The following is a 26,069-nucleotide window of genomic DNA, read 5'->3' as shown; positions in this document are numbered from 1 at the left end:
ATTGCGGATAATCTTCATGACAAAACCTCTATCAAAATTTTGACAAAGCCTGAAAACTTAAAACATTCAACTTGGAATTTGGAATTTTAGTCTTCCAATATAATCGAAGGCAAATTCTCATTCAGCCATTTATACTTATTGAGAATCATAATATGTGTTCCGCCTTTTACGATAATACACTTATTAATGTATTTGATTGGAAAAACCTCGTCTTGATCTCCGTGAATGTGAACTACATTTTCATCAATTTGATTTCTGTCCCAGCGAATCACACTTTCTACAGCCCATTGCAGATAACCCAAATCACGTACAGATAAAAACTTCTCATAGAGTTTAATTCTCTTATTGACTTTTTCGCCAAATGAAAATTTAGCTAGTTTTTCAATATTTAAAATCAACTGCATCGGAATTAGCTTGTATGCTTTTGTGGTTTTCCCTATTTTCATTCTTCTAGGAAATTCAACATTGCTTCTCACACTCGATATAATAATAACTTTTCGAGTTTTGATATATTTCGCCATTTCCTGAACTAAAATCCCGCCAAAAGAAACTCCAATTAAAACAGGATTTTCATGTTTTATATTTTTACTGATTCGAAGTGCGTAATCGGCTAGTGTTTCTTTAGGTTTTGGGATTTCCCATTCTAAAAGACACATTTCAAAAACATCTTCATCTAATTGTATTCTTTCAAAAATAGATGAACTTGCTGCCAGACCTGGCATAAAATAAACTGGAATTTTACTCATACTATTAAAATGAAATTACCTTGTGACATTTATTTTAAAAAAAATAAAGTTACTTTTTAATATCATCTTAATCAAATTTCGCTCCATATTATTACTTCAACTTAAAAAAATAAACTTAGAAACAATTGCTTAAAGTTTATCTCTTCAAAAAATAATTTAATATTGAAAATCAAATGATTACCTTTGTATTTGAAATATTTTTTGGCTTTAAAATCTTATAAAGAATTTTCTGTCAATACTATTTCAATTCCCAAATTCAATTTATAAACATAACCTTAAAAGAAATTACTATGGAAACTTTTGTAACTATGGAAATCAAAGACAACACTTTTGCACGCCAATTTGAAACTGTCGTACCTGAAGGAATGCTGGCAGTTGAATACTCATTTCAAGAAAAAAAAATCTTCTTAACCAAAATCAACACACCAGATTCGTATCAAAATGAAGAAGCGATCAATGCTTTGCTTAAAAACATCCTAGAATTAAGCTCTGAGAAAAATTACAGAGTTGTTCCAATTCACCCAAAGATTGTTTCTTTTTTCAAAAAAAATCCTAGATACAAAGAACTGCTTCCTCCAGGAATTAGAATCTAAAAATATCCAATAATTCGGAGCCACAATCCTCCAATTACCATATAAATAAAGAGCATAACCAATCCCGTCACAAGTCCTTTGACCCACCAGCTCTTTAAATCGACGTAGCCGCTCCCAAAGAAAACGGGTGCCGGACCGTGACCATAATGCGTTAAAGTTCCGTAAAGCGAACCTATAAATCCAAGCATAAAAGCAAGCAGTAATCCTGGAATTCCAAGCGAAACTCCAACGCCAAGCAAAGCCGCATACATTGCCGCTACGTGTGCTGTTGCACTTGCAAAAAGATAATGACTAAAAAAGTAAACAAGAACAATAATCGGAAAAGCCATCTGCCAGCTTAATCCCCCAATTTCTGTTTTTACAAGATCACTAAACCATGCAATAAAACCCAATTCGTTGAGCGAACTGGCCATCATTACTAAAACAGAAAACCAAACTATTGTATCCCAAGCCCCTTTTTCGGCTTTTACATCATCCCAAGTTAAAACCGAAGTCAGCAATAAAATCACTAATCCTATAAATGCTGTTGTTGTCGCATCAATAGAAAATAAATCTCCTGTCATCCAAAGAAAAAGAAGTATAAAAAACGTCAGCAGCATCATCCATTCGTTTCGGGTTATTGCTCCCATTTCTTTTAATTTCTGAGATGCAATCTGCGGTGCATCGGCTGTTTTTTTCAATTCCGGCGGATAAATTTTATACAACACAAACGGAATGACAAAAAATGCACATAAACCTGGAACTATCGCCGCAGCTGCCCACGACATCCAAGTAATTTTTATTCCTAAATTAAGCGCAAATTTTTGACACATCGGATTACTTGCCGTTCCTGTTAGAAACATGGAAGATGCTATCAAATTCATATTATAACTGTTTAAAGTCAAATATGAACCTAATTTCCTGTGTGTCTCGGGCTGATCTGGCATCGAGCCAAAACTCATAGACATTGACTTCATTATAGGATAAATAATCCCTCCCCCTCTTGCCGTGTTACTTGGAACGGCTGGCGCTAATACCAAATCGGCCAATCCTAAGCCGTAAGCCAATCCTAAAGAACTTTTTCCAAATATTTTAATGAATAAAAAAGCAATTCTATTTCCTAAACCTGTTTTTATAAAACCTCTGGCTATAAAGAATGAAATTCCGATTAACCAAATTACTTTATCTCCAAAACCTCTCAAGGCCAAAGTAATCGATTTTCCTGGATCGCCTGGAGCCAAAACCTGTGACATTGCCGTTAATGCAATTGCAATCATACACATAGTCCCCATAGGAGCTGCTTTTAGAATAATTCCTAAAATTGTAGCTACGAAAATGGCAAATAAATGCCACGCTTCTATTACAACGCCATTTGGTGCAGGAATAAACCAAATTGCAATTCCAATTGCCAGCGTTATCAGGGTCTGAGGAATTTTTACTTCTTTCATAAAAATAAAATTTAGGTGAATTAAAGTCGGAGTTGTAATTGAATTAAAAATAAATCATCATTATAGGTTGATGTATCTGGAATACTTTTATCAAATCGATCAATTTCAAATCCTAATTCTATTCGACCCGTATAGGCTTTTCCAAATTCTAAACTTATCATTGGTGTATAAGTCTGCCTTACATTTGAATTGATCTTATAACTTGGATCAAATGTTTCGTAACGGCATGACAATTCTAATGCAGTCAATTTTTTATAGTTTACAACATATCTTAGATTTGGCAGAAAATAAATACCACGCATTTGATAATCGGCAACATTATCTGTTCTGCTTTCTACTGGCAGAGAAAAATATAAGTTATGATTTGTTCCTTGTTTGTATTCGATTTGAAGATCAAAAGTAAATCTGTCTGTAAGTTTAAAATCACTTGTTATATCAGCACCAATTGCAAAAACATCTTCTTTAAACACTTTCCCAAAACCTCCGTTTAAACCTAAGTTAATTTTATGTTCTCTTGATAATTCGAAAACCCATCTTGTAGAATATTGTTTTCCGTTATCCTTATCCATTTCTACATTTTTCCCATTTCCGTTTAAGACAGAAACAGCATAACTAACTGGAATTTTTCCGATATCGAAAGCTCCAGTTGCCGAAGCTCCAATTTGAAAACTTGTCCATCCATTTTTTCCGAATTCGTAATATTGATTGGAAAAGTCAAATGATTTAATGATATCTACCGGAACTAGTTCTTCTATACCAAATGCGGGACGGAATTGTCCTCCTGTAAGGGCGATATATTTACTAAAAGTATATTTTCCGTAGGCATTTTCAAGAACTTTACCTTTTGTATCCGATTTAAAATCGGCTAAATTAACTAGGATCACTACTTCTGTTGCTTCACTTAATTTGGTATTTAAACCAACACGCATTCTTTTAATATCAAAAGACTGCTGTGTAACATCGCCAGTAGAGTGGTGAACCCCTAAAACATCAACATTATCACCAAAACTTTCTAGATATCTTGCCTGCAAAAGACCTTTAATTTGGTATTGTGGATATTTTACCTCGCTTTCTGGTTTTTCAGTTTTTCCACTTTCATTTACATCGTCTTGGGCTTGCAGCAAAATCGGAGTCAAAAGGAAGAAAAAAACAATTGGAACTAGTAGAATTTTATTCATAGACTTCAAATAGATAAAATATTAGTTTTTATACAACTGAATTCAAATCAGAATTATACTTTTTGAAGATCAAAAAGCTAACTACTTATTGCTAAGACGAAATGGGAGTACTAAAATAACAAAAAAACGTATTTGTTGTAAAAAAAGTTGCATTAAAATAGTGTTATCAAAAATAAAAAAGGCACAAGAATGAACTTGTGCCTTAAATTTAGAATGTATTTTTATTTTTATTTTTCGATCTCTCTCATAGAATCCATTTTCTTATGAGCAAGGAAACCTGCAACATCTTCAAAGTGTTCTTTTACTCTTTTGTTTCCGAACTCAAAAACTTTAGTTGCTAAACCGTCAAGGAAATCACGGTCGTGCGACACTAAGATTAAAGTTCCGTCAAAATCACGAAGTGCATCTTTAATAATGTCTTTCGTTTTCATATCCAAGTGATTCGAAGGCTCATCCAGAATCAATAAGTTTACTGGTTCTAACAATAATTTTATCATTGCCAAACGCGTTTTTTCTCCTCCAGAAAGCACTTTTACTTTTTTGGTAATATCATCACCTTGGAACATGAAAGCACCTAAAATATTTTTAATTTGTGTTCTAATATCTCCAACTGCAATACTGTCAATTGTTTCAAAAATCGTTGCGTTTTCATCTAGTAAAGCCGCTTGATTTTGAGCAAAATATCCAATTTGTGCATTGTGACCGATTTCAACACTTCCAGAATCAACACCAATTTCTTTCATAATCGCTTTGATCATGGTCGATTTTCCTTCACCATTTTTTCCAACAAATGCTACTTTCTGTCCACGTTCAATTACAATATTTGCATCTTTAAAAACAACATGATCTCCGTAAGATTTAGACATTTCTTTTACAATAACAGGATATTGTCCTGAGCGTGCTGCAGGCGGGAATTTTAAACGCAATGCCGAAGTATCTACTTCATCAACCTGAACAATTTCAAGTTTCTCCAGCATTTTTACACGAGATTGTACAGCATCTGTTTTAGAAAATGTTCCTTTGAAACGATCAATAAAAGCACGATTTTCTGCAATCATTTTTTGCTGTTCATCGTATGCTTTCTGCTGATGAATACGACGGTCTTTTCTTAGTTCTAAATAATGAGTATATTTTGCTTTATAATCATAAATTCTTCCCATAGTAACCTCAATAGTACGATTTGTAATATTATCTACAAATGCTCTATCGTGCGAGATTACTACAACAGCTTTAGCTTGATTCAACAAGAAATCCTCTAACCATTGAATACTTTCGATATCCATGTGGTTCGTTGGCTCATCCAGTAAAATTAAATCTGGTTTTCTTAATAAAATCTTAGCCAGTTCGATACGCATTCTCCATCCTCCAGAAAATTCAGAAGTCTGGCGTGTAAAATCTTCGCGTTCAAAACCTAAACCAACTAATATTTTTTCAACTTCAGCTTCGTAATTTACTTCTTCAATAGCATAAAATTTTTCGCTTAAGTCAGAAACTCTTTCGATCAATTTCATGTATTCGTCACTTTCATAATCTGTACGAACCGTTAACTGTTCATTGATTTCGTCTATTTCAGATTTCATTTTAAAAATCTCACTAAAAGCTTTTGATGCTTCTTCCATAACAGTCGCACCATCTTCAGTAAGCAAATGCTGCGGCAAATAAGCAATTACCGCTTCTTTTGGAGCAGAAATACTTCCAGTTGAAGGTTTATTTACACCAGCAATTATTTTTAAAAGTGTCGATTTTCCCGCACCATTTTTACCCATAAGGGCAATTTTATCATTTTCATTGATAGCAAAAGAAACATCGCTAAAAAGTGTAGTTCCACCAAACTGAACCGAAATATCGTTAACTGTAATCATTTAGATTTTTAGATTTTAGACTGCTTAGATTTTTAGATTTCTAAGCAAGTATTTTTTTGAAAGCGCAAAGATAGATTTTAATTGTATAATGTACCAATTAGGGAATTAGAAAATGTGACAATTTGATAATTAGATCATTTGTTTAATTTGAAAATGTGTCGTTTTTAAAATTCACAACAAAACAAAACCCGACAGGTTTCAAAAACCTATCGGGTTTGCTAAAATTATCTCATTCTCAAATTGACTAATTCTCTAATTAAATCAGTCTTTTCTCCATTTTTTGGTTTCTTCAAAAATGTGTTCTAAAATTGCGGCTTCAGTTTCATCAAACTCAATGTTTCTGCGTCCCATAACCAGTTTGGCCGTTTCAAAAGCTTTTTTGGTTACATAAGTTGTAAAACCCGCTGCGCCTCCCCAAGAGAAACTCGGAACAAAATTACGCGGGAAACCAGATCCAAAGATATTGGCACTTACTCCAACAACAGTTCCAGTATTAAACATTGTATTAATACCGCATTTACTGTGATCTCCCATCATTAAACCACAAAACTGAAGTCCGGTTTTTGCAAAACCTTCTGTTTCATAACTCCACAACTTAACCTCTTCGTAGTTATTTTTCAGGTTTGAATTATTAGAATCGGCCCCTATATTACACCATTCGCCTAAAACAGAATCTCCTAAAAATCCTTCATGTCCTTTATTCGAATTTGCAAAAAGTACAGAGTTCTTAACCTCTCCTCCTATTCTAGATCCCGGCCCTACAGTTGTCGCTCCGTAAACTTTGGCAGACATTTTTACTATTGCATTTTCGCATAAAGCAAAAGGCCCTCGAATTACAGTTCCTTCCATGATCTCCGAATTCGCACCTATATATATAGGACCATTTGAAGCATTTAAAGTTACAAACTCCAATTTGGCTCCTTCTTCGATAAATATATTTTCGGGTGCAATTACATTAACACTTTTTGGAATTGGCTGCGATTTTCGATCTTCTGTCAAATAATTAAAATCCTGACGGATCGCTGCATCATTTTTAGAAAAAATATCCCAAGTATGTTCAATAGTTATACAGTCATCATTGTACTGAATAATTTCATAAGAATCAAAATCGACTTCTTCTTGGTTTTCGGTTGCAAAAAATGCAATTACATCTTCTCCTTTAAAAATGGCCTGATTTTCAGTTAAGTCAGAAATCATCTCTACGAGTGTATCATTTGGCAAATACGCTGCATTGATCATTACATTTTCTTCCATTTCAACCATTGGAAATTTTTCCGATAAATATTCTTCGGTAATAGTGGTAATTGTTGAACCTAAACGTTTTTCCCATTTTTGACGGATGGTCATAATTCCGACCAAAATATCAGCCACAGGCCTCGTAAAGGTAAAGGGTAATAACGCATTCCGAACGGGCCCGTCGAAAAGAATGTAGTTCATAAATAATTGAGTGTTTGTTAAAATTTGATTTGGTTACCTGACCCCAAAGTTACAAATATTTTACGGGTTTACTAAAAAACCACTTTAACGAAAAGTAATATTTAACGCATAAAAAAAGCCTTCCAGATCTGGAAGGCTTTTGTATAATGTAAAACAGCTATTATTTTTTAGCGTGTTTAGCGTATTTAGTTTTGAATTTATCAATACGTCCTGCAGTATCGATAAGTTTAGATTTACCAGTATAAAAAGGGTGAGATGTTCTAGAAATCTCCATTTTTACAACTGGATACTCAACTCCGTCAACTTCAATTGTTTCTTTTGTATCTGCAGTAGATTTAGTGATAAAAACGTCATCATTTGACATGTCTTTAAATGCAACTAATCTGTAATTTTCTGGGTGAATTCCTTTTTTCATCTTTATCTTTTTATTTATTGTTTGGAGTATTTTTATTTTGAAGCTTTTTCATGGTTAGAAAAAGGTGTAAACAAATGATACTCTTTTTGTTTAAAAACTTTTAATTATTTTTGAGTGTGCAAATTTACAATTCTTTTTTAATAAACAAATACTTAGCCCACTTTTTTTTAGTTTATTTCGAAAAGCTTTTTTTATCTCCGATTATAGTGGGAATTACTATATTTGTGGATTAATTTTAAAACATATAGAAATATGATTAATGAAGTTATAAAAAAGAACGGTATTACTTATGGTGTAATGATTGGTATTGCATCTGCTTTGGTTACTGCAACAATATATGCTGTTGATTTAAACCTATTTACAGCTTGGTGGATGGGTATAATTGGAATAGCAATTAGTCTTACAATAAGTATTATTTTGCTTTCTAAAACAAAGAAGGAATTAAATGGCGTTTTTACTTTCAAAGATGCTTTTACCACTTATTTTATAGCTGCAGTAATCGGTATTTTGATTTCTACAACTTTTAATATTATTCTATTTAACGTAATTGATCCAGGAGCTAAAGACACTTTAAGCGAAATTATGATCAAATACACTGTAAATATGATGCAGAAATTTGGTGCTCCAGCTTCAGGTATTAACGAAGCAGTTGCTAAAATGAAAGAAAGCAGTCCGTACTCTACTATAGAACTAGCAAAAGGATCTGTTTTTGCAATTGTTATCAGTGCCATTTTTGGATTGATTTTCGCTGCATTTTTTAAAAGCAAAACTACACAAGAATAAAAATATAAATGAATTTATCTATACTTATACCGCTTCTAAACGAGGAGGAATCACTTAAAGAACTCTATACTTGGATCATTAAAGTGATGCAATCTAACAATTACTCTTATGAAATCATTTTTGTAGATGATGGTAGTACAGATAATTCTTGGCAGATAATTGAAGGTTTTTCTAATGAAAATCCGAATGTAAAAGGCATTCGTTTCATGAAAAACTTTGGAAAATCGCAGGCTTTACATGCTGGTTTTGCTAAAGCAAAAGGCGACGTTATCATTACAATGGATGCCGACCTGCAAGACAGTCCTGATGAAATTCCTGAATTGTACGAAATGATTACAGCTCAGAAATACGATTTGGTTTCAGGCTGGAAAAAGAAACGTTACGATTCTGTTGTAGCAAAAAATCTTCCTTCAAAATTATTTAACTGGGCTGCCAGAAAAACTTCTGGTGTTGAGTTAAACGATTTTAACTGCGGATTAAAAGCATATAAAAATGTTGTTGTCAAAAACATTGAAGTTTCTGGCGAAATGCACCGTTACATTCCTGTATTGGCTAAAAATGCCGGTTTCGGAAAAATAGGCGAAAAAGTGGTAATTCACCAAGCTAGGAAATATGGTGAAACCAAATTTGGAATGGAACGTTTTATTAACGGATTTCTTGATTTGATCACTATTTGGTTTTTATCACGTTTCGGAAAAAGACCAATGCACTTATTTGGCGCAATGGGATCAATAATGTTTATAATCGGATTTTTGTCTGCCGGATATATAGGCGTTTCAAAACTATACCATATGTATAACGGAATGAAATATACTTTGGTTACAAATAATCCGTGGTTCTATATTGCTTTGACTACAATGATTTTAGGAACTCAGCTTTTCTTAGCTGGATTTTTAGGTGAAATTATTTTAAGAACCAAAAACAACGAAGAAAGATATAAAGTAGCACGTGAAGTAAATTTTTGACACAAATCAGGAAAAAAAAATCTTTTTGAGTCAAATTAATTTTTGAAGAAAAACTACCTTTATTTAAAACATAAAAGAAAATTTACATGAATATAGCACCTAATATTTTAAATGCTGTAAATGAATGGCTGACACCAACATTCGATCAAGAAACACAAGCTGCTGTTAAAGAATTAATGACTACTTCACCAAAAGAACTTGAAGAAAGTTTTTATAAAAACTTAGAATTTGGAACTGGAGGTATGCGTGGCGTTATGGGCGTTGGAAACAACAGAATTAACAAATATACGCTTGGAAAAAACACTCAGGGTTTATCTGATTATTTACACGAAGTTTTCCCAAACGAACCTTTAAAAGTTGTCATTGCTTACGACTGTCGTCATAACAGTAATACTTTGGCAAAAGTGGTTGCAGATGTTTTCTCTGCAAACGGAATTCACGTTTATTTGTTTTCTGACTTAAGACCAACTCCAGAATTATCTTTTGCACTTAAATACCTAGGGTGTCAATGCGGAATCGTTCTTACAGCTTCTCACAATCCGCCAGAATATAACGGATATAAAGTGTATTGGCAGGATGGCGGACAAATTGTACCTCCACAAGATGCAGCAATTATTAATGTAATCGAAAATCTAGATTACGACAAAATTAAATTCAACGCTAACGAAAGCTTGATCCAGTATATTGATACTGATATTGATAAAGCATTTATTAAGTCATCTATCGAAAACGCAAGTTTTAATACTCCTGCAGAAGCTAAGGACAATCTTCATATTGTTTTTACTTCATTGCACGGAACTTCAATAAAATCAATTCCAGATACTTTATCTCAGGCTGGCTACAAAAATGTTCATATTGTACCTGAACAGGCAGTTCCAGACGGAGATTTCCCAACTGTAAAATCACCAAACCCAGAAGAGCCAGAAGCTTTAACAATGGCTTTGGCATTAGCAGATAAAACAAATTCTGATATTGTTGTAGGAACAGATCCTGATTGTGACCGTTTGGGTGTTGCCGTTAGAAATAATGACGGCAAAATGATTTTGCTTAACGGAAATCAAACTATGGTTTTAATGACTTCTTTCCTTTTGAAACAATGGAAAAAAGCAGGTAAAATAAACGGAAAACAATTCGTTGGTTCAACAATCGTTTCCACTCCAATGATTATGGAATTGGCTACAAGTTATGGTGTTGAATGTAAAGTTGGTTTAACAGGATTTAAATGGATCGCAAAAATGATCAAAGATTTTCCTGAACTTGAGTTTATCGGTGGTGGTGAAGAAAGTTTCGGATTTATGGTTGGCGATGCGGTTAGAGATAAAGATGCCGTTGCTGCTACTTTGCTAATATGCGAAGTTGCCGCACAGGCAAAAGCTGCCGGAAGCTCTGTTTACAAAGAACTTTTACAACTTTATGTTGAAAATGGTTTTTACAAAGAATTTTTAGTTTCATTGACTAAAAAGGGAATGGAAGGGTTACAAGAAATTAATCAGATGATGATTGATTTACGTAAAAATCCTTTGAAAGAAATCAATGGTCAGCGTGTGATTATGGTTGAAGATTATCAATCATCTACTGCATTGAATTTGTTGACCAATGAAGAATCTACGATGGATATGCCGAAATCGAATGTATTAATTTATTATACAGAAGACGGTTCTAAAATTTGCGCAAGACCAAGTGGAACAGAACCAAAAATTAAATTCTACATCAGCGTAAATGCCGAATTAGAATCTGTTCAAGATTTTGACGCTGCCGAAAGTTTCTTAGATCAAAAAATACAGAATATCATTGCAGATATGCAATTGAATTAAATAAATTCTTTTTTTTGAAAATATTGCCATTTGCAAATAGTCTTTAAAAACAAGGAGTTCAATATTTAAAACTCTGATTTGCATCTTTAAGAATGCAAATCAGAGTTTTTTTTTTATAAAAAAAACCTAAAAGAAATTGAAAACAATCCAATTGGATTAATTTTGTGCAGTAAAAATTCGTTAACGCGAATTCATTGTAACAAAAAAATATAATGCTAAAACTCAAGCAAGCATAACCAAGCAAAAAAAATAACATCCAAAAATAAATGAGTAATTTTAAAAAAATAGTTCCTTTTATATACCCATATAAAAAATACGCTTTCTTAAATATTTTCTTTAATATACTGTATGCGCTTTTCAGCACACTTACTTTTATGTCATTGATTCCAATGTTGCAGGTTTTATTTGGCAAAGGCGAGAAGATTACCAAAATGCCATCTTTTGAAGGAATTACGCATATAAAAGAGTACGGAGAAAATTATGTCAACTATTATATCACAACACATAATGACCCAAACAATCCTGGCTTTATACTTTCAATAATGGTAGGTGTAATTATTTCGATTTTTTTATTAAAAAATTTGGCTGATTACCTGGCAATGTTTTTCATTAACTTCTTAAGAAATGGTGTTTTGAGAGACATGCGAAATGCACTTTACAAAAAAACACTGGAACTGCCTCTATCTTTTTATTCTGAAAAAAGAAAAGGAGATGTAATTTCAAGAATCTCCGGTGATGTAAATGAGGTACAAACTTCTTTTTTAGCAATTCTGGAGCTGATCGTAAAAGAACCTTTGACAATTCTATTTACAATAATCGCAATGTTGATCATTAGTTCGAAGCTAACATTATTCGTTTTTATCTTTATTCCTGTTTCTGGATACATTATTTCTCTAATCGGAAAACAGCTTAAAAAACAATCTACAAAAGCACAGGAAGAACAAGGCGCTTTCTTGTCTACAATTGAAGAAACTATTGGCGGTCTAAAAGTAGTAAAGGGATATAATGCCGAAAATTATTTTAATAAAATCTTCACAGGCTCTACTGAACGCTTTTTCTCTTTATCAAACAGCATTGGCAATCGTCAGAATCTTGCATCTCCTGCTAGTGAGTTTATGGGAATTACCGTTATTGCCATATTACTTTGGTACGGAGGTCAAATGGTTTTAATTGACAAAACTCTAGAAGGCGCTTCGTTTATTGCCTATATGGGATTGGCTTATAATATTTTAACCCCTGCAAAAGCAATTTCTAAAGCTTCTTATGGAGTAAAAAAAGGAAACGCAGCAGCAGAGCGTGTTTTAGAGATTTTAGATCAGGAAAATCCTATTACAAGCAAAACAGACGCAATCGAAAAAACAACTTTTGACGATACTATATCTGTTCAAAATATCAACTTTAAATATGAAGATGAAACCGTTTTAAAAGACTTTTCTCTTCAAATTAAAAAAGGACAAACTGTTGCTCTTGTTGGACAATCTGGAAGCGGAAAAAGTACCATCGCCAATTTGTTAACTCGTTTTTACGATGTTAATGACGGATCAATTTCTATTGACGGAATTAATATTAAAGACATGAACCTGAAGTCTCTTCGAGGTCTAATGGGCTTGGTAACTCAAGACAGCATTTTATTTAATGACACGATAAAAGCCAACATTGCATTAGGAAAACTAGATGCTACAGACGACGAAATCATTGAAGCTTTGAAAATCGCAAACGCATACGAATTTGTAAAAGATCTGCCAGCTGGTATTTACACCAATATTGGCGACAGCGGAAACAAGCTTTCTGGCGGCCAAAAACAGCGTTTATCTATTGCGAGAGCAGTATTGAAAAATCCACCAATTATGATTCTGGATGAAGCAACATCTGCATTGGACACAGAAAGCGAAAAATTTGTTCAGGTTGCACTAGAAAACATGATGCAGAATAGAACTTCTATTGTAATTGCCCACAGACTTTCGACAATTCAAAAAGCAGATATAATTGTGGTGATGCAAAAAGGAAGAATTGTAGAACAAGGAACTCACGAAGAACTAATTGCAAAAAATGGAACTTACAACAAATTGGTAACCATGCAGTCTTTCGAATCTTAAGACACACATACAATTAAATAATCTACACAGATTAAGGAAATATTAAAACTCAGTTTAATTTCTTTAATCTGTGTTTATTTTTATAACTTTAGGTGAGTTAAAGAATAAATTTTAATCTCCATAAAATGTATCTTAACCATCCGAACATTACACTTCCTGAAGATCCTGACACTATAGTTTGGAAATATCTTGACTTATCTAAGTTCTTAGACTTATTACTTTCTAAGAAATTATTCATGTCTCGTTCAGACAAATTTGAAGATCAATACGAAGGCACTTTCAGCGAGCCTACTTACGAAGAGATTAAAAAGCTTGCAATAAACAATCCTGACTTTTTAAAATACTACAAAACACAACGAGAACAAGTTGCTATAAGCAGCTGGCATATTAATGAATATGAATCGTTTGCCATGTGGCAGATTTTTACACAAAACAGCGAAGGTTTAGCGATTCAGTCTACTATTGGAAGATTACAAAAAGCTTTAAAACCAGAAAATAATTTTGACCAGTATATTGGCGAAGTAAATTATATCGATTACAAAAAAGAATATATTCCGTTTGATGATTTATTTTTTCCCTTTTTATTCAAAAGAAAAAGTTTTCAATACGAACGCGAAGTCCGCATTATTACTGATACTTCAAAAAGCGACATAAAACTAAACGACGGATTAAAAATCAATGTTGACATCAATCAACTAATTGAGAAAATATACATTCATCCAAAATCTGAAAACTGGTATAAAAAACTAGTTATCGAATTGGTCGAACGTCTGGATTTTGGTTTTGAAATTGAAAAATCTGATTTGGAAAGTGATATATTGATATGAAGGTACTAAGATTCTGAGGCGCTAAGATTCTAAGTTTTTTTTCTTACTGAACAAAAAAGCCGTTTAAAAATTATTGAAATAATTTTTAAACGGCTTTTTATAAAACCTTAGAATCTTAGCGCCTCAGAACCTTAGCAACTTAGATCGGTTTATAACTTTTAACTTCCCATTTTTTAGAAGTCAAATCTATATAATTATAATGTAGTACATCATTTTTATCGAATTGTCCGTTTTGGTTGGTATCTTCAATAGTTCTAAAATACAAACGGTTTTTAGATTCAATTAAATTCCAATCTACCAACTCTTGAAGATCAGCAGAAACTTTTGTAAAGTTTTCTCCGCTGATATCACTTAAATATAAAGTTTTAATATCGCTGGTATCTATTTTTCCATCTTTGTTTGTATCTGAATCTGTCAGCGTGTAAACCATAACATTATTATGGGTTTTATCTGCAACAGTTTTTAAATAAGTGGCAGTTAAAATCAAAATTGGTTTATCTGATAAAGGACGAATAGAATCTGAATCTACTTTTTGAAATTTCAAATTTTGCAAATAACCCGTGATTTCATATTCACCTAAGTTCGAAATAGTAAAACTAACGTCGTTTACAGTTGAGGAACCAAATCTTGCTTTAGAACCTTTTTCATATACTCTTAAATCTCCAACTGGATGAATTAAATAATCCGTCCCCTGCATTTGAATAGGCAGATCTGCAACTTCTACCTGCGTAGAATCGGCTTTCGTGACACTTACCTTATTTGATACGTCGTAACTTACTTTTGGTTTTTTAACTTCTTCGCGGCAGCTTATAACTGTTCCAACGATTACCAAGGCTATATATTTAAAATACTTTTTCATCTAGGCGGATTATATTCGATTATCAAATATACTATTTTTGATTGTAATTTTGGTTTTTATTGAATTTTACTAAAAAATTAGAAAAGACTTTACAGTCTCGCATTAATCTTAACGTTAAAAACCCTAGAAGTCATATAATTTGGAATCGCATATTGATTTTTAGAATACACATCACGAACCCAAGTATTTGTAATTGCATTTTGATTATTAAAGAGATTGAAAATTTCTAATCCTACTGCTAATTCTTTGAAGTTTTTCAGCCAGCTTGTTTTAGTATTCTGCGTACTGCTGTCTACGAAAACTTTTGCAAAACCAATATCCGCTCTTCTATAATCGTTTAATCGGTTTTGGTACAAATAAGGATCCGTGTATGACGGCGCGCCGCCTGGCAGACCCGTATTGTAAACCAAATTCAGATATACTTTTACACTTGGAATATTCGGCATATAATCCTGAAACAACATTGCAAACTTTAAACGCTGGTCTGTCGGGCGGGCGATATAACCTTTGTTTTCGTAGTTTTCTTCAGTTTTCATGTATCCGAAACTTACCCAAGATTCTGTTCCCGGCACGAATTCTCCATTCAACCTAAAATCAAGACCTTGCGCGTATGCTTTCGCATTATTATTGGCCACATATCGAATTCTAACATTATCAATTGAATACACATTGACATCAGAAAGCGATTTATAATAAACTTCTGTAACCCATTTAAAAGGTCGATTCCACATCTTAAAATTATAATCATTCCCCAAAACCACATGAACAGCTTCTTGAGCTTTCACATTCGGATTCACAACGCCGTCCAAATCGCGAAGTTCTCTATAAAATGGCGGCTGATGATACAATCCACCAGAAATTCTAAAAACCATATCTTGATCCCAATCTGGTTTTATGGCAAATTGCGCACGCGGACTTACAACAGTCTGATTTTTCCCTTCTTCTACAGCTCCTGAAACATTCCAGCTTTGAAAACGCGCTCCTAAATGATACCAAATTCTACTGGAACCAATTTCAGATTGTTTATTCCATTGCACATATCCAGAAAAGCGATTGATAGTATTAAAATTTGTCGCACGAATATCCTGATACGGCAAAAGAGGACCAGTATAAGGAGTGTATGGCTGATTGTTTTCTGGCAGAATAACCAACGGCGGGTTTATAGAAAACCCTGCTGAGTCAATCATCTCCCACTCTACTACTCTATCTCGTATAGATTCTCTAGTATATTTCAAACCAAATTCTAATTGACTATCTCTCCAGTCTTTTGAACCTTTCAACTCGATATTTGCAATTAACGCATCCAGATCGTTACGGGCATGATTTAACTGCGAACCAATTCCGCGTGTAAAATCAATAGTCGATGGATTTGCAGGATCATCAGCATCAACATTTCCTAAACGGTATTGTGCTAGAATATCAAAATGCTCTTTTTCTGTTGTATGAAATATAGATCCAATTAATTTTAAAGTCAGCGACGGAGAAACTTTATAAGTTGTTTTTAAAGCACCGAAATAAGTATCATATTGGTCTTTTTCCTGACCTTGATAATAAACAGCAAGCGCCATTGGCTGATCAACGGTACCAAATTTTGTTTCACGGGTTAATGGCTGATATAAATATTTATTCTGCGAAATATTCCCTAAAAAACTCATCTGCCATTTTTCAGAAATATCATAATTAATATTCGTTTGAACATCTGCAAAAGTTGGCGTATAATTCGTTTGCGTATCTTGACTATTTACGAGCAGACTATTGTTTCGGTAACGAACTCCAGTAACTGCAGACCATTTTTTGTTTTTAGACACCAAATCTACAGAAGCGCTTCCGCCAAGAAAACTCGCTTCAAAAGAAGCGCCAAACTGTGTTGGCTTTCTATAAGTAATATCTAAAACGGACGATAATTTATCTCCAAACTTTGCTTGAAATCCGCCTGCAGAAAAATCAACATTTTGAACCAGATCTGTATTCGTAAAACTTAAACCTTCCTGCTGACCCGAGCGAATTAAAAACGGACGATAGACTTCGACCTCGTTTACATAAACCAGATTTTCATCATAATTCCCGCCTCGAACCATGTACTGCGTGCTTAATTCGTTATTCGAATTGACACCTGGAAGCGTTTTTAAAATATTTTCAATTCCTGCATTTGCACCAGGAATTTTTTTTATGGTTTCGGTATCGATCGTTGCAATTCCCTGAACACGTTTTCTATTTCCCGAAGAAACAAAAACCTCTCCCATTTGTTCCTGCGAATTATTCATTATCGGATTAAAAATAAAAACTTCATTAATTTTTAAACTAACCGTTAAACTCATCGTCTTTAAAGAAACGTGGGTAAATATCAACGAAACTTTTTTGTTTGAAGGAATTTCGATTTCAAAAAAACCATTTGAATCTGATTGAACGGAATTTCCCTGCGAAGAAATATTTACGCTTGGAACAGGATGTTTTTCTGTATCTAAAACTACACCTTTAACAAAAGCATTTTGAGCTAATGAAATACAGCTGAAGAATAAAAAAAGAAAAGCGAATATAAACCTATTGTTATTCAAAGATTACGGTTTTATTTTTGACTTCTAAAAAAATGAGTTTCAAAGATAGTAGTATTTCCTACATTATCAACAACTTCTATTTTTAAAAAGTTTTCGCCTTCGGTCAAATATTGATCATCAAAAGTGTGTGTAATTTTTCTGTTTTTATTTTCATATTCAAACAAAACCCAGCTTCCGTTTAAATAGCCATTATAGGACTTAATTCCAGATAAAGAATCGCTAATTACAAACTCAATTTTTTTCTGATCACTAATCCATTTTCCTTCAACTGGTTTAGTGATTTTTACAACTGGAGCAATTGTGTCCAGAACCAAACCATACTGCCCCAATATTTTTGCTTTTGCCGTAAAAACATCATCTTTTCTAATGGTCCCATTATAACTATTTCCTTTTCCTATGTAAAGTTTATCACGTAAATTTTCAGGATAAGAATCATCTTTTATCGTAATCGTAAAGTTTGAATGAACAGGAACGGTATCGTCGTGAATATAGATCTTATTATTTCTAACATCGAAATTCATATTAAAATCCTCATAAAAAGTTCCCGCAGGAATAAACACAGACATATTATCTTTTTCGAAATTAGAATCTTTATTGTATCGCACAAAGTACGGTCCTGTAACAGGTTCTGCCTGCGCGAGCGGTGTTGCCGTGTCGTATTCAATTGGCACTGTTATCGAATTTAAATTTCCAAAATAATCTGAAACTTCAATTCTGTAATTCGAAGCCAAGTTTGGTTCCGGCGTGATAACTCCGTACTGCGAATCTGTTTTAATTATACTTAAAGCGAAAGGCGTTTTCATAAAGAGCTTCTGAACTCTCTGACTTGTTTTTTTATACCTCGCATAATCGATAAAAGCATTGATATAACGCATTTCATCAAACGAATACGTATTAAACTGATAATTGTAATTCGGATTTCCGTTTAAAAAAGTTGAAACATTAAAAACTCCATTTTTATTAAATGAAACATCATCAGTATCTGTTGCATTGATTCCGAAACCAATTTTTCCGTTTGCTTTTACTTTTGAAGCCAGATAAGTTCCATCTTTTTGCAGCGCCAGGCTAAGCAACAAGGGCTGTTTGGACTGATTAACAGTTGCATTGTCCAGCGGATAAACATACAAACTTGACAAAGTAGGTTTTTTAGAATCTTTTATATTTTGGTCAAAGCCAAAGAAAATCGGATTGATTACGAATTCCGTTTTAGTATCGCGAATTTCAAAATGAAGATGTGGTCCTTCTGAAGAGCCAGTATTACCAGAAAGTCCAATTATTTCTCCTTTTGTAACAGGAAGTTCATCTGGCTTTGGAAACATTTCAATTTCATATGCTTTTTCTTTGTAATGTGTATTTTTTACATAATCCAAAATTGGACCTACAGGAGTTTGTAAATGACCATAAACAGAAGTATAACCGTTTGGATGTGTAATGTAAATGCATTTTCCGTTTCCAAAAGTCGAAATTTTAATTCTCGATACATAACCATCTGCAATTGCATGAACACTCAATCCTTCTCTTTGATTTGTTTTTAAATCAAAACCCGCATGAAAATGATTGGGTCTTAACTCCCCAAAATTCCCAGAAAGCTGCATTGGAATATCGAGCGGGGCACGAAAATAATCTTTAGGATATTGTGTTTGGGCAAATAGAAAATGACAGGATAAAAGGGCAAGTATAGATAATTTCATATAAAAATATTTTTGCTAAAATAAAAAATTAACAGGTAAAAACCTAAAAAACAAACATTATAACACAATATACTGAATTTCATTTATTTGTCTCTTTTTAATGTAAAAAATTCGATAAAAAATTGCATTAATAAAAAGGAATACTAACTTTGTAGGATTAAGTAATGAATAGGATGTATAATGAGTGTAATTGCAGAAATAATTGATACTCTTGAATATAAAGTCGAAAAGCTTTTTGAAAAATCAAAAGGTTTGGAGAAAAATAATCAAGCACTACGATTAGAACTAGCCAAAGCTGCGCAAATTATCCAGAAACAATCTGAAGAAATTGAAGCTTTGAAAAAGCAAAATGAAACACTTAAGATAGCCAATTCGTTGCTTGGCAGCGACAATAACAAGAGAGAGACAAAGCTTAAAATAAATTCATTAATTCGCGAAATCGATTACTGTATAGCGCAATTATCAGATTAGTAATATGGACGGAAAGCTTAAAATAAAAATATCAATTGCCGACCGCGTTTACCCGTTAACGGTTGAACCAGCTCAGGAAGAAGGCCTTAGAAGCGCTTCTAAAAAAATTGATGCTATGATTAAGCAGTTCGAAGAAAATTACGCAGTTCGTGACAAACAAGATGTTCTAGCTATGTGCGCATTGCAATTTGCATCGCAAGTAGAACAAAAACAAATTGATAACGCAATCGATGGAGAAGAAACCATTGAGCGAATTAAAAAATTAAATCTGCTTTTAGATCAATATCTCGAAAATTAAACGTTCTTTACAAGAAACTAAGATACTGCCTACATTAGTTCACAATTGGTAAACTCAACACTAACAATTTAGAATGAGCAAATCGTCGCTACTATAGTATGCCCAGCTTTGACCGGGAAACTTGAACAGTGAGTTAGCTCAAAACTTGTCTTTACGAGTTTATTCAAGCAATTAATGTAGGCTTTTTTTATATATAAACCCTAATAAACATGGACATCATAACGATCATCATTGGTATTGTAGGTATTGCAGCAGGATTCGCAATAGCTAAAATTATCGAGAAAAGTAATATTTCAAACCTAATTAAAAACGCTAAAAAAGAAGCAGCTTCAATTTTAAAAGACGCTAATTTAGAAGCTGAAAATATTAAAAAAGATAAAATTCTTCAGGCAAAAGAACGCTTTATCGAATTAAAATCAGAACACGAACAAGTTATTTTAGCAAGAGATAAAAAAGTTGCTGAAGTAGAAAAACGCGTACGTGATAAAGAATCTCAAGTTTCAAATGAACTTTCTAAAGCTAAAAAAGTAAACGATGACTTTGAAGCTAAAACTGCTGAGTACAATAATAAAATTGAAATTTTAGACAAAAAACAAGCTGAAGTAGATAAACTTCACAAAAGCCAATTACAGCAGCTTGAAGTAATTTCTGGTCTTTCTGCTGAAGAAGCAAAAGAACAATTAGTTGAAGGTTTAAAAGCTGAAGCTAAAACTAAAGCAATGTCTCATATTCAAGAAACAATTGAAGAGGCTAAACTTACTGCACAACAAGAAGCTAAGAAAATTATCATCAATACTATCCAAAGAGTTGGAACTGAAGAAGCCGTTGAAAATTGCGTTTCTGTTTTCAATATCGAATCTGATGATGTAAAAGGTAGAATTATTGGTCGTGAAGGACGTAATATTAGAGCTCTTGAAGCTGCAACTGGAGTTGAAATCATTGTTGACGATACACCAGAAGCTATTATCCTTTCTTGTTTTGATCCTGTGCGTAGAGAAATTGCTCGTTTGTCATTGCACAAATTAGTAACTGACGGACGTATTCACCCAGCGAGAATCGAAGAAGTTGTTGCTAAAACAGCAAAACAAATCGACGACGAAATTATTGAAGTTGGAAAACGTACAGTAATCGACTTAGGGATTCACGGTTTACACCCAGAATTAATCAAAGTTGTAGGTAGAATGAAATACCGTTCTTCTTACGGACAAAACTTACTACAACACTCGAGAGAGGTTTCTAAACTTTGCGGTATCATGGCTGCAGAATTAGGATTGAATGTAAAACTAGCTAAAAGAGCAGGTTTACTACACGATATTGGAAAAGTGCCAGATACAGAAAGCGATTTACCACACGCACTTTTAGGTATGCAGTGGGCTGAAAAATATGGTGAAAAAGAAGAAGTATGTAATGCGATTGGAGCTCACCACGACGAGATCGAAATGAAATCTTTATTATCGCCGATTATCCAAGTTTGTGATGCTATTTCTGGAGCAAGACCAGGTGCAAGACGTCAGGTATTGGATTCTTACATCCAACGTTTGAAAGATCTTGAAGATGTAGCTTACGGATTCAGCGGTGTTAAAAACGCTTATGCAATTCAAGCAGGTAGAGAGCTTCGTGTAATTGTAGAAAGTGAAAAAGTTTCAGACGATAATGCGGCAAACTTATCTTTCGAGATTTCACAAAAAATCCAAACAGAAATGACTTATCCTGGCCAAGTAAAAGTTACAGTTATTAGAGAAACTAGGGCTGTAAATATTGCGAAATAATAGAAAAGAAAGATTATATATAAAAAAGAAAGGCTGTCGTAATCGACAGCCTTTCTTTTTTATCATTTATTTCAATTTTAAACATCATTAAAAACAATTTTAAAGCTCGTTCCTACTCCCACTTCACTTTCTACTAAAACTGTTCCTTTCATCGCTTCTATTTGATTTCTTGTAATATAAAGTCCAATTCCACGTGCTTCGTCATGTTTGTGAAAAGTTTTATACATTCCAAACAATAAATCTCCGTATAACTTTAAATCAATTCCAAGTCCGTTATCTGTAATTTTAAGAGATTTAAACCCTTCTGGCTCTATAGCAAAATCAAAAGTTATTACAGGATCACGATCTGGATGCGCATATTTAATTGCATTTGTTGTAAAGTTCAATAAAACACTTTCCATATAAGCCGGATTAAAATTAATCGTCAAATATTTCGGCACATTGTTTATAATTGTCACTTTACGCTGTTTATCATAACCTTTAATAGTCGAAATTGTTTTTTCGATATACTCACACAACATTAGCGGTACAACTGCAATATTGATGTTGCTCTGCGTTTTTACAATCTGTGTAAGATTTGAAATTGTTTCATTCAAATCATTAGAAACAGTACGCAAATGCTCCAGCATTTCTTCGACTGTTTGTTTATTTACATCGGCATCAATAAAATCCAGGATCGATTTTATATTTCCAGCCTGAGTATTTAAATTGTGTGAAACAATATGCGAAAAATTCAACAAACGACTATTTTGGTCGCTGTATAGTTTCATCGTTTTTATGAGTTCTAGCTCCTTTTCTTTTTGAGCAGAAACATCCGTATGTGTTCCAATTACACGCAACGGTTTTCCATTTTCATCCCTTTTAATCACTTTCCCGCGGTCTAAAATCCATTTGTAATTACCACTTGAAGTCATTACGCGATGGTAATTTTCATAATACGGAATCTTATTATCAAAATGTTCCTGAATATCCGAGTAATATTTCGGAAGGTCATCAGGGTGCACAATTTTATCCCAGCGTTCCGGATCATCAAAAATATCAGTAGATTCTAATTCTAAAATTTTCAGCGATAAAGAGGAATAAAAAACACTATTGGTAACCATATCCCAATCCCAAATGCCCGCAGTTGAAGCATCGAGGGCAAATTGAAAACGTTCTTCAGATATGCGAAGTTTTTCTTCTTTATCTTTTAACTCTGTAATATCCGAAACATGACCATAAAAGATCACTTTACCATCTATAGTCGATTCTGTTTTCGAAGTTATTTTAAACCAGCGAATTCCTTTTTTAGGCAAAACTGCCCTAAATTCAATTTCCCATGGTTTTATTTCTCTCCTAGCTTTGACCAAAGACTGAAAAAAATAATCACGGTCTTGTGGTACAATTCGATCGTAAATTATAAATTTTATATCATCAGTAAAATCTAATGCAGAAAGTTCAAATATTTCATCAGCTGACTTACTTACAAGAGGAAATGAATAATTATTATCAGCATCAATAATAAACTGAAAAAGCAAATCAGGCATCTCAGCCAACAATTTCTTATAAAAATTATTTACCTCTAAGCAATCGTCATTTCCATATAAATCAAAAACCATATACTTCTTTTTATGTAAATAAAATATTCATACTTTTTATTCTAAAAAACAAATCAAAATCACAAAATGAGGCTAAATTGTTTTTATTAAAACAAAAATTTAACACAATATATTATTTTTTACGACAAAATAAACGCAATAATGATAAAATTATTTTCTAGGATGAAAACTATGCATCACTTCTTTTAAAAAGCTGCGATCTAAATGAACATAAATTTCTGTTGTTGTGATTGATTCGTGACCCAGCATTAATTGAATGGATCTTAAATCTGCACCGTTTTCTAATAAGTGTGTTGCGAAAGAATGACGTAATGTATGAGGACTGATATTTTTCTTTAATCCCATTTTCTGAGCTAGATCTTTAATAATTGTAAAAACCATAGCTCTAGTCAATTGATTTCCTCTTCTATTCAAGAACAAAGTATCTTCTGCTCCTTTTTTAATATTTAAATTCGAACGAACAGCATTTTTATAAATATCAATATATTTTTGAGTCAATGGACCAATTGGAACAAATCTTTCTTTATTTCCTTTCCCGGTAATTTTAATAAAACCTTCATCAAAAAACAAATCAGAAATTTTAAGCGAGATCAACTCAGAAACCCTAAGTCCGCATCCGTAAAGAGTTTCAAGCATTGCTCTATTTCTTTCACCTTCATTGCTGCTCAAATCTATAGTTTCAATAAGCGCATCGATTTCTTGAAGTGATAAAGTATCAGGTAATTTACGACCAGTCTTTGGCGCTTCAATTAACTCTAACGGATTATCATTTCGATAATCCTCAAAAACAAGATAATTAAAGAAGCTTTTTAATCCCGAAATGATACGCGCCTGCGATCTCGGATTTACTTCCTTTGCTACAGAATATATAAACTGCTGTAATGTTTCGTCTGAAATTTTTATTGGAGAAACATCAATTTGATTGGTTTCTAAAAAAAGACACAGGCGCTCAATATCAAAGCCATAGTTCTCAATCGTATTTTTAGACAAACCTCTTTCTATCCTTAAATACGACTGGTAATCTTTTATATATCTGTTCCAATTCATATGTACAAAGTAAACCATTTTTAATCATAAAAAAACCTCCCTGAATCAGGAAGGTTTTTGAAATATTTTTATTCTGAAATATTAGAATTTATAAGATAAAGATAGTGCAAGATTACTGTTTTTTGCACTGTCATAATAATCATCGGTATTATCTACATCTTCATCCGTCAATGGAGATAAACCAATAGTATATCGAAGACCTACTGCAAGATTATCTGTAAAGTTATATCCAGCACCAATGTTAAAACCAAAATCCACTGATCTAGTAAAATCTTTAATGTCTTCATCTTCAACTTTAGCAGATAGCAAAACACCTAGCTGAGGACCAGCTTCCACACTAAATTTATTATCTACAATATAGTATTTCGCTAGTACAGGGATATTCAAATAATTTAGTTTAAAATCAGCATCTCCTCCAAAGCCTCCATCAACTTTTGTTCCTTGAGCTGAAAATAAAAGCTCTGGCTGTATAAAAAATTTCTCTACAATATTGATCTCAGCAAATCCTCCAACATGAAAACCTACTAAAGTTTTTGTATTTTCAACATCTCCACCAACTACCGTCGAAAGATTAAGACCTCCTTTTACTCCAAATCTTGTTTGTTGTGCATTAGTAAATGCAAATGCCATTACCGCTATAGCAGTTAAAATAATTTTCTTCATTTTAATTTGTTTTGGTTAAATTTTAATAATCAAATATAAAAATATTCTTCATAAAAACTAATTTGGAATTTAACAAATAAAATAGTATTATGTATATAAGTTGTTAAATTAACATCACTTAGAGTTTAATCTAAAATGTGATAAACAAAAAAACCTTCCAAAAGGAAGGCTTAAAAAACTAAATTATGTTCTGTTTTAGAATTTATATCCAACAGATAATGAAACTACATTATTATGGATTTTAGCATCGCTGTCAAAATCAGAAATATTCGATAAACCAAAATTATATCTTACTCCAACTGATACATTCTCTGTAAAATCATATCCCGCTCCCACATTTAAACCAAATGAAACTGATTTAATATCATCTTTTGCATCATCAGTCCCAGAATTTTTTTCTCCATAATACATCTCTTCCCATTTATCTTTAGCTGATAGTAAAAAACCAATTTGAGGCCCCGCTTCAACACTAAATTTACTTGCAACATAATACTTAGCCATAACTGGAACGTTTAAATAGTTCGTATTGATTTTTTCTTTATAAAAGTAGTTCACCTCTGATTCCTCAAATTTAGCTCCTTGTGTAGAATACAAAAGCTCTGGTTGGATAGAGAATTTATCTGTAAGTTTAAATTCTGCAAAACCTCCCACTTGAAAACCAACTTTAGAAGATGCATCTTCAATGTCTCCCGAAAAACTTGAAAGATTTATTCCCCCCTTTAATCCAAACTTTACATCTTGAGCATTTGCAAATCCAAACGCCATTACTGCAATAGCAGCTAAAATAACTTTTTTCATGTTTTATATTTTTAATTACGAAAGCCAAAAATAAGATTAGACTTATTAAAAAATAATCCCTATAAGTTTAAAAAACATTAGAATAAGACAGAAAATCATTAATTAAACAATATTTTAATCCAAACATATATTACACATGAATTAGCATATAAATTTTTTTAAATAAAAAAGCCTCTC

22 protein-coding genes are annotated in these 26,069 nt (G+C 32.9%); 9 read left to right on the top strand and 13 right to left on the bottom strand.

Features of this window, described 5'->3' with window-relative positions:
* Positions 1 to 86 precede the first annotated feature (86 nt).
* Entirely contained in the window at positions 87 to 746 is a 660-nt protein-coding gene (locus EDB96_RS18420) for a hypothetical protein (protein WP_057117765.1), read from the bottom strand.
* A gap of 290 nt (positions 747 to 1,036) precedes the next feature.
* Between EDB96_RS18420 and EDB96_RS18415 the strand changes: the two genes are divergently transcribed.
* Positions 1,037 to 1,339, top strand: coding sequence for a GNAT family N-acetyltransferase (locus tag EDB96_RS18415; protein WP_230406408.1), 303 nt, complete (start codon positions 1,037 to 1,039; stop codon positions 1,337 to 1,339).
* Here EDB96_RS18415 and EDB96_RS18410 read toward each other — a convergent pair.
* From EDB96_RS18410 to EDB96_RS18390, 5 genes are all read right to left on the bottom strand, one after another.
* Complete coding sequence (locus EDB96_RS18410; protein WP_134142497.1) at positions 1,336 to 2,766, bottom strand: anion permease; 1,431 nt, start codon at positions 2,764 to 2,766, stop codon at positions 1,336 to 1,338. The genes EDB96_RS18415 and EDB96_RS18410 overlap by 4 nt on opposite strands.
* Positions 2,767 to 2,786: 20 nt before the next feature.
* Positions 2,787 to 3,944, bottom strand: coding sequence for a porin (locus EDB96_RS18405; protein WP_134142496.1), 1,158 nt, complete (start codon positions 3,942 to 3,944; stop codon positions 2,787 to 2,789).
* A gap of 227 nt (positions 3,945 to 4,171) precedes the next feature.
* Positions 4,172 to 5,806 (bottom strand): ribosomal protection-like ABC-F family protein, encoded by a 1,635-nt coding sequence (gene abc-f, locus EDB96_RS18400; RefSeq protein ID WP_057117762.1) that lies wholly within the window; start codon positions 5,804 to 5,806, stop codon positions 4,172 to 4,174.
* A 261-nt stretch (positions 5,807 to 6,067) separates the two neighbouring features.
* Positions 6,068 to 7,243: a GlmU family protein gene (locus tag EDB96_RS18395; RefSeq protein ID WP_134142494.1), complete on the bottom strand. Its 1,176-nt coding sequence runs from the start codon at positions 7,241 to 7,243 to the stop codon at positions 6,068 to 6,070.
* A 160-nt stretch (positions 7,244 to 7,403) separates the two neighbouring features.
* Positions 7,404 to 7,658: a type B 50S ribosomal protein L31 gene (locus EDB96_RS18390; protein WP_011921626.1), complete on the bottom strand. Its 255-nt coding sequence runs from the start codon at positions 7,656 to 7,658 to the stop codon at positions 7,404 to 7,406.
* Between the two features lie 252 nt (positions 7,659 to 7,910).
* Here EDB96_RS18390 and EDB96_RS18385 point away from each other — a divergent pair, with 252 nt between their 5' ends.
* From EDB96_RS18385 to EDB96_RS18365, 5 genes are all read left to right on the top strand, one after another.
* Positions 7,911 to 8,441, top strand: coding sequence for a DUF4199 domain-containing protein (locus EDB96_RS18385; protein WP_134142493.1), 531 nt, complete (start codon positions 7,911 to 7,913; stop codon positions 8,439 to 8,441).
* Positions 8,442 to 8,449: 8 nt separating this feature from the next.
* The gene (locus EDB96_RS18380; RefSeq protein WP_057117759.1) at positions 8,450 to 9,406 is read left to right on the top strand and encodes a glycosyltransferase family 2 protein; all 957 of its coding nucleotides are present in this window, start codon (positions 8,450 to 8,452) and stop codon (positions 9,404 to 9,406) included.
* An 86-nt stretch (positions 9,407 to 9,492) separates the two neighbouring features.
* Positions 9,493 to 11,220, top strand: coding sequence for a phospho-sugar mutase (locus EDB96_RS18375; protein WP_134142491.1), 1,728 nt, complete (start codon positions 9,493 to 9,495; stop codon positions 11,218 to 11,220).
* Positions 11,221 to 11,486: 266 nt separating this feature from the next.
* Positions 11,487 to 13,316 carry an ABC transporter ATP-binding protein gene (locus tag EDB96_RS18370; protein ID WP_134142490.1) on the top strand — a complete coding sequence of 610 codons (1,830 nt, stop codon included), beginning with the start codon at positions 11,487 to 11,489 and terminating at the stop codon, positions 13,314 to 13,316.
* 125 nt (positions 13,317 to 13,441) lie between these two features.
* The gene (locus EDB96_RS18365) at positions 13,442 to 14,143 is read left to right on the top strand and encodes a DUF2971 domain-containing protein (RefSeq protein ID WP_134142488.1); all 702 of its coding nucleotides are present in this window, start codon (positions 13,442 to 13,444) and stop codon (positions 14,141 to 14,143) included.
* A 139-nt stretch (positions 14,144 to 14,282) separates the two neighbouring features.
* Here EDB96_RS18365 and EDB96_RS18360 read toward each other — a convergent pair whose 3' ends face one another.
* The 3 genes from EDB96_RS18360 to EDB96_RS18350 form a co-directional block, all read right to left on the bottom strand.
* On the bottom strand, positions 14,283 to 15,002 hold the full coding sequence (locus EDB96_RS18360) for a hypothetical protein (RefSeq protein ID WP_057117755.1): 720 nt from the start codon (positions 15,000 to 15,002) through the stop codon (positions 14,283 to 14,285).
* A gap of 89 nt (positions 15,003 to 15,091) precedes the next feature.
* Positions 15,092 to 17,557: a carboxypeptidase-like regulatory domain-containing protein gene (locus tag EDB96_RS18355; protein ID WP_134142486.1), complete on the bottom strand. Its 2,466-nt coding sequence runs from the start codon at positions 17,555 to 17,557 to the stop codon at positions 15,092 to 15,094.
* 11 nt (positions 17,558 to 17,568) lie between these two features.
* The gene (locus tag EDB96_RS18350; RefSeq protein ID WP_134142484.1) at positions 17,569 to 19,248 is read right to left on the bottom strand and encodes a M23 family metallopeptidase; all 1,680 of its coding nucleotides are present in this window, start codon (positions 19,246 to 19,248) and stop codon (positions 17,569 to 17,571) included.
* 180 nt (positions 19,249 to 19,428) lie between these two features.
* On the opposite strand from EDB96_RS18350, the gene EDB96_RS18345 reads away from it, so the two are divergent.
* The 3 genes from EDB96_RS18345 (at position 19,429) to rny (ending at position 21,786) form a co-directional block, all read left to right on the top strand.
* The gene (locus EDB96_RS18345; RefSeq protein WP_095952164.1) at positions 19,429 to 19,719 is read left to right on the top strand and encodes a hypothetical protein; all 291 of its coding nucleotides are present in this window, start codon (positions 19,429 to 19,431) and stop codon (positions 19,717 to 19,719) included.
* A 4-nt stretch (positions 19,720 to 19,723) separates the two neighbouring features.
* The gene (locus tag EDB96_RS18340) at positions 19,724 to 20,017 is read left to right on the top strand and encodes a cell division protein ZapA (protein WP_057117751.1); all 294 of its coding nucleotides are present in this window, start codon (positions 19,724 to 19,726) and stop codon (positions 20,015 to 20,017) included.
* A gap of 209 nt (positions 20,018 to 20,226) precedes the next feature.
* Positions 20,227 to 21,786, top strand: a complete 1,560-nt coding sequence (gene rny, locus EDB96_RS18335; protein WP_057117750.1) for a ribonuclease Y — start codon at positions 20,227 to 20,229, stop codon at positions 21,784 to 21,786.
* Between the two features lie 77 nt (positions 21,787 to 21,863).
* Here the strand turns inward: rny and EDB96_RS18330 are convergent, their stop codons facing one another.
* From EDB96_RS18330 to EDB96_RS18315, 4 genes are all read right to left on the bottom strand, one after another.
* A complete protein-coding gene (locus EDB96_RS18330) occupies positions 21,864 to 23,384 on the bottom strand; it encodes a sensor histidine kinase (RefSeq protein ID WP_057117749.1) in 1,521 nt (506 codons plus the stop codon).
* 150 nt (positions 23,385 to 23,534) lie between these two features.
* Complete coding sequence (xerD, locus tag EDB96_RS18325; protein ID WP_134142565.1) at positions 23,535 to 24,431, bottom strand: site-specific tyrosine recombinase XerD; 897 nt, start codon at positions 24,429 to 24,431, stop codon at positions 23,535 to 23,537.
* Positions 24,432 to 24,512: 81 nt separating this feature from the next.
* The gene (locus tag EDB96_RS18320) at positions 24,513 to 25,094 is read right to left on the bottom strand and encodes a porin family protein (RefSeq protein WP_134142482.1); all 582 of its coding nucleotides are present in this window, start codon (positions 25,092 to 25,094) and stop codon (positions 24,513 to 24,515) included.
* Between the two features lie 195 nt (positions 25,095 to 25,289).
* Positions 25,290 to 25,892 carry a porin family protein gene (locus EDB96_RS18315; RefSeq protein WP_134142480.1) on the bottom strand — a complete coding sequence of 201 codons (603 nt, stop codon included), beginning with the start codon at positions 25,890 to 25,892 and terminating at the stop codon, positions 25,290 to 25,292.
* Between the last annotated feature and the right edge of the window lie 177 nt (positions 25,893 to 26,069).

The organism is Flavobacterium sp. S87F.05.LMB.W.Kidney.N, assembly GCF_004366435.1.
Taxonomy (GTDB): Bacteria; Bacteroidota; Bacteroidia; order Flavobacteriales; family Flavobacteriaceae; genus Flavobacterium.
The sequence above is the reverse complement of the archived record's forward strand: the minus strand, read 5'-3'. Positions and strand labels throughout refer to the sequence as shown.

Excerpts from the sequence above, each read along its gene's own strand:
- EDB96_RS18365 (WP_134142488.1), top strand. The coding sequence starts at position 13,442 with ATGTATCTTAACCATCCGAACATTACACTTCCTGAAGATCCTGACACT.
- xerD (WP_134142565.1), bottom strand. The coding sequence starts at position 24,431 with ATGAATTGGAACAGATATATAAAAGATTACCAGTCGTATTTAAGGATA.
- EDB96_RS18385 (WP_134142493.1), top strand. The coding sequence starts at position 7,911 with ATGATTAATGAAGTTATAAAAAAGAACGGTATTACTTATGGTGTAATG.
- EDB96_RS18375 (WP_134142491.1), top strand. The coding sequence starts at position 9,493 with ATGAATATAGCACCTAATATTTTAAATGCTGTAAATGAATGGCTGACA.
- EDB96_RS18320 (WP_134142482.1), bottom strand. The coding sequence starts at position 25,094 with ATGAAGAAAATTATTTTAACTGCTATAGCGGTAATGGCATTTGCATTT.
- EDB96_RS18340 (WP_057117751.1), top strand. The coding sequence starts at position 19,724 with ATGGACGGAAAGCTTAAAATAAAAATATCAATTGCCGACCGCGTTTAC.
- EDB96_RS18410 (WP_134142497.1), bottom strand. The coding sequence starts at position 2,766 with ATGAAAGAAGTAAAAATTCCTCAGACCCTGATAACGCTGGCAATTGGA.
- EDB96_RS18380 (WP_057117759.1), top strand. The coding sequence starts at position 8,450 with ATGAATTTATCTATACTTATACCGCTTCTAAACGAGGAGGAATCACTT.
- EDB96_RS18360 (WP_057117755.1), bottom strand. The coding sequence starts at position 15,002 with ATGAAAAAGTATTTTAAATATATAGCCTTGGTAATCGTTGGAACAGTT.
- abc-f (WP_057117762.1), bottom strand. The coding sequence starts at position 5,806 with ATGATTACAGTTAACGATATTTCGGTTCAGTTTGGTGGAACTACACTT.
- EDB96_RS18405 (WP_134142496.1), bottom strand. The coding sequence starts at position 3,944 with ATGAATAAAATTCTACTAGTTCCAATTGTTTTTTTCTTCCTTTTGACT.
- EDB96_RS18345 (WP_095952164.1), top strand. The coding sequence starts at position 19,429 with ATGAGTGTAATTGCAGAAATAATTGATACTCTTGAATATAAAGTCGAA.
- EDB96_RS18390 (WP_011921626.1), bottom strand. The coding sequence starts at position 7,658 with ATGAAAAAAGGAATTCACCCAGAAAATTACAGATTAGTTGCATTTAAA.
- EDB96_RS18415 (WP_230406408.1), top strand. The coding sequence starts at position 1,037 with ATGGAAACTTTTGTAACTATGGAAATCAAAGACAACACTTTTGCACGC.
- EDB96_RS18315 (WP_134142480.1), bottom strand. The coding sequence starts at position 25,892 with ATGAAAAAAGTTATTTTAGCTGCTATTGCAGTAATGGCGTTTGGATTT.
- rny (WP_057117750.1), top strand. The coding sequence starts at position 20,227 with ATGGACATCATAACGATCATCATTGGTATTGTAGGTATTGCAGCAGGA.
- EDB96_RS18370 (WP_134142490.1), top strand. The coding sequence starts at position 11,487 with ATGAGTAATTTTAAAAAAATAGTTCCTTTTATATACCCATATAAAAAA.
- EDB96_RS18350 (WP_134142484.1), bottom strand. The coding sequence starts at position 19,248 with ATGAAATTATCTATACTTGCCCTTTTATCCTGTCATTTTCTATTTGCC.
- EDB96_RS18395 (WP_134142494.1), bottom strand. The coding sequence starts at position 7,243 with ATGAACTACATTCTTTTCGACGGGCCCGTTCGGAATGCGTTATTACCC.
- EDB96_RS18330 (WP_057117749.1), bottom strand. The coding sequence starts at position 23,384 with ATGGTTTTTGATTTATATGGAAATGACGATTGCTTAGAGGTAAATAAT.
- EDB96_RS18420 (WP_057117765.1), bottom strand. The coding sequence starts at position 746 with ATGAGTAAAATTCCAGTTTATTTTATGCCAGGTCTGGCAGCAAGTTCA.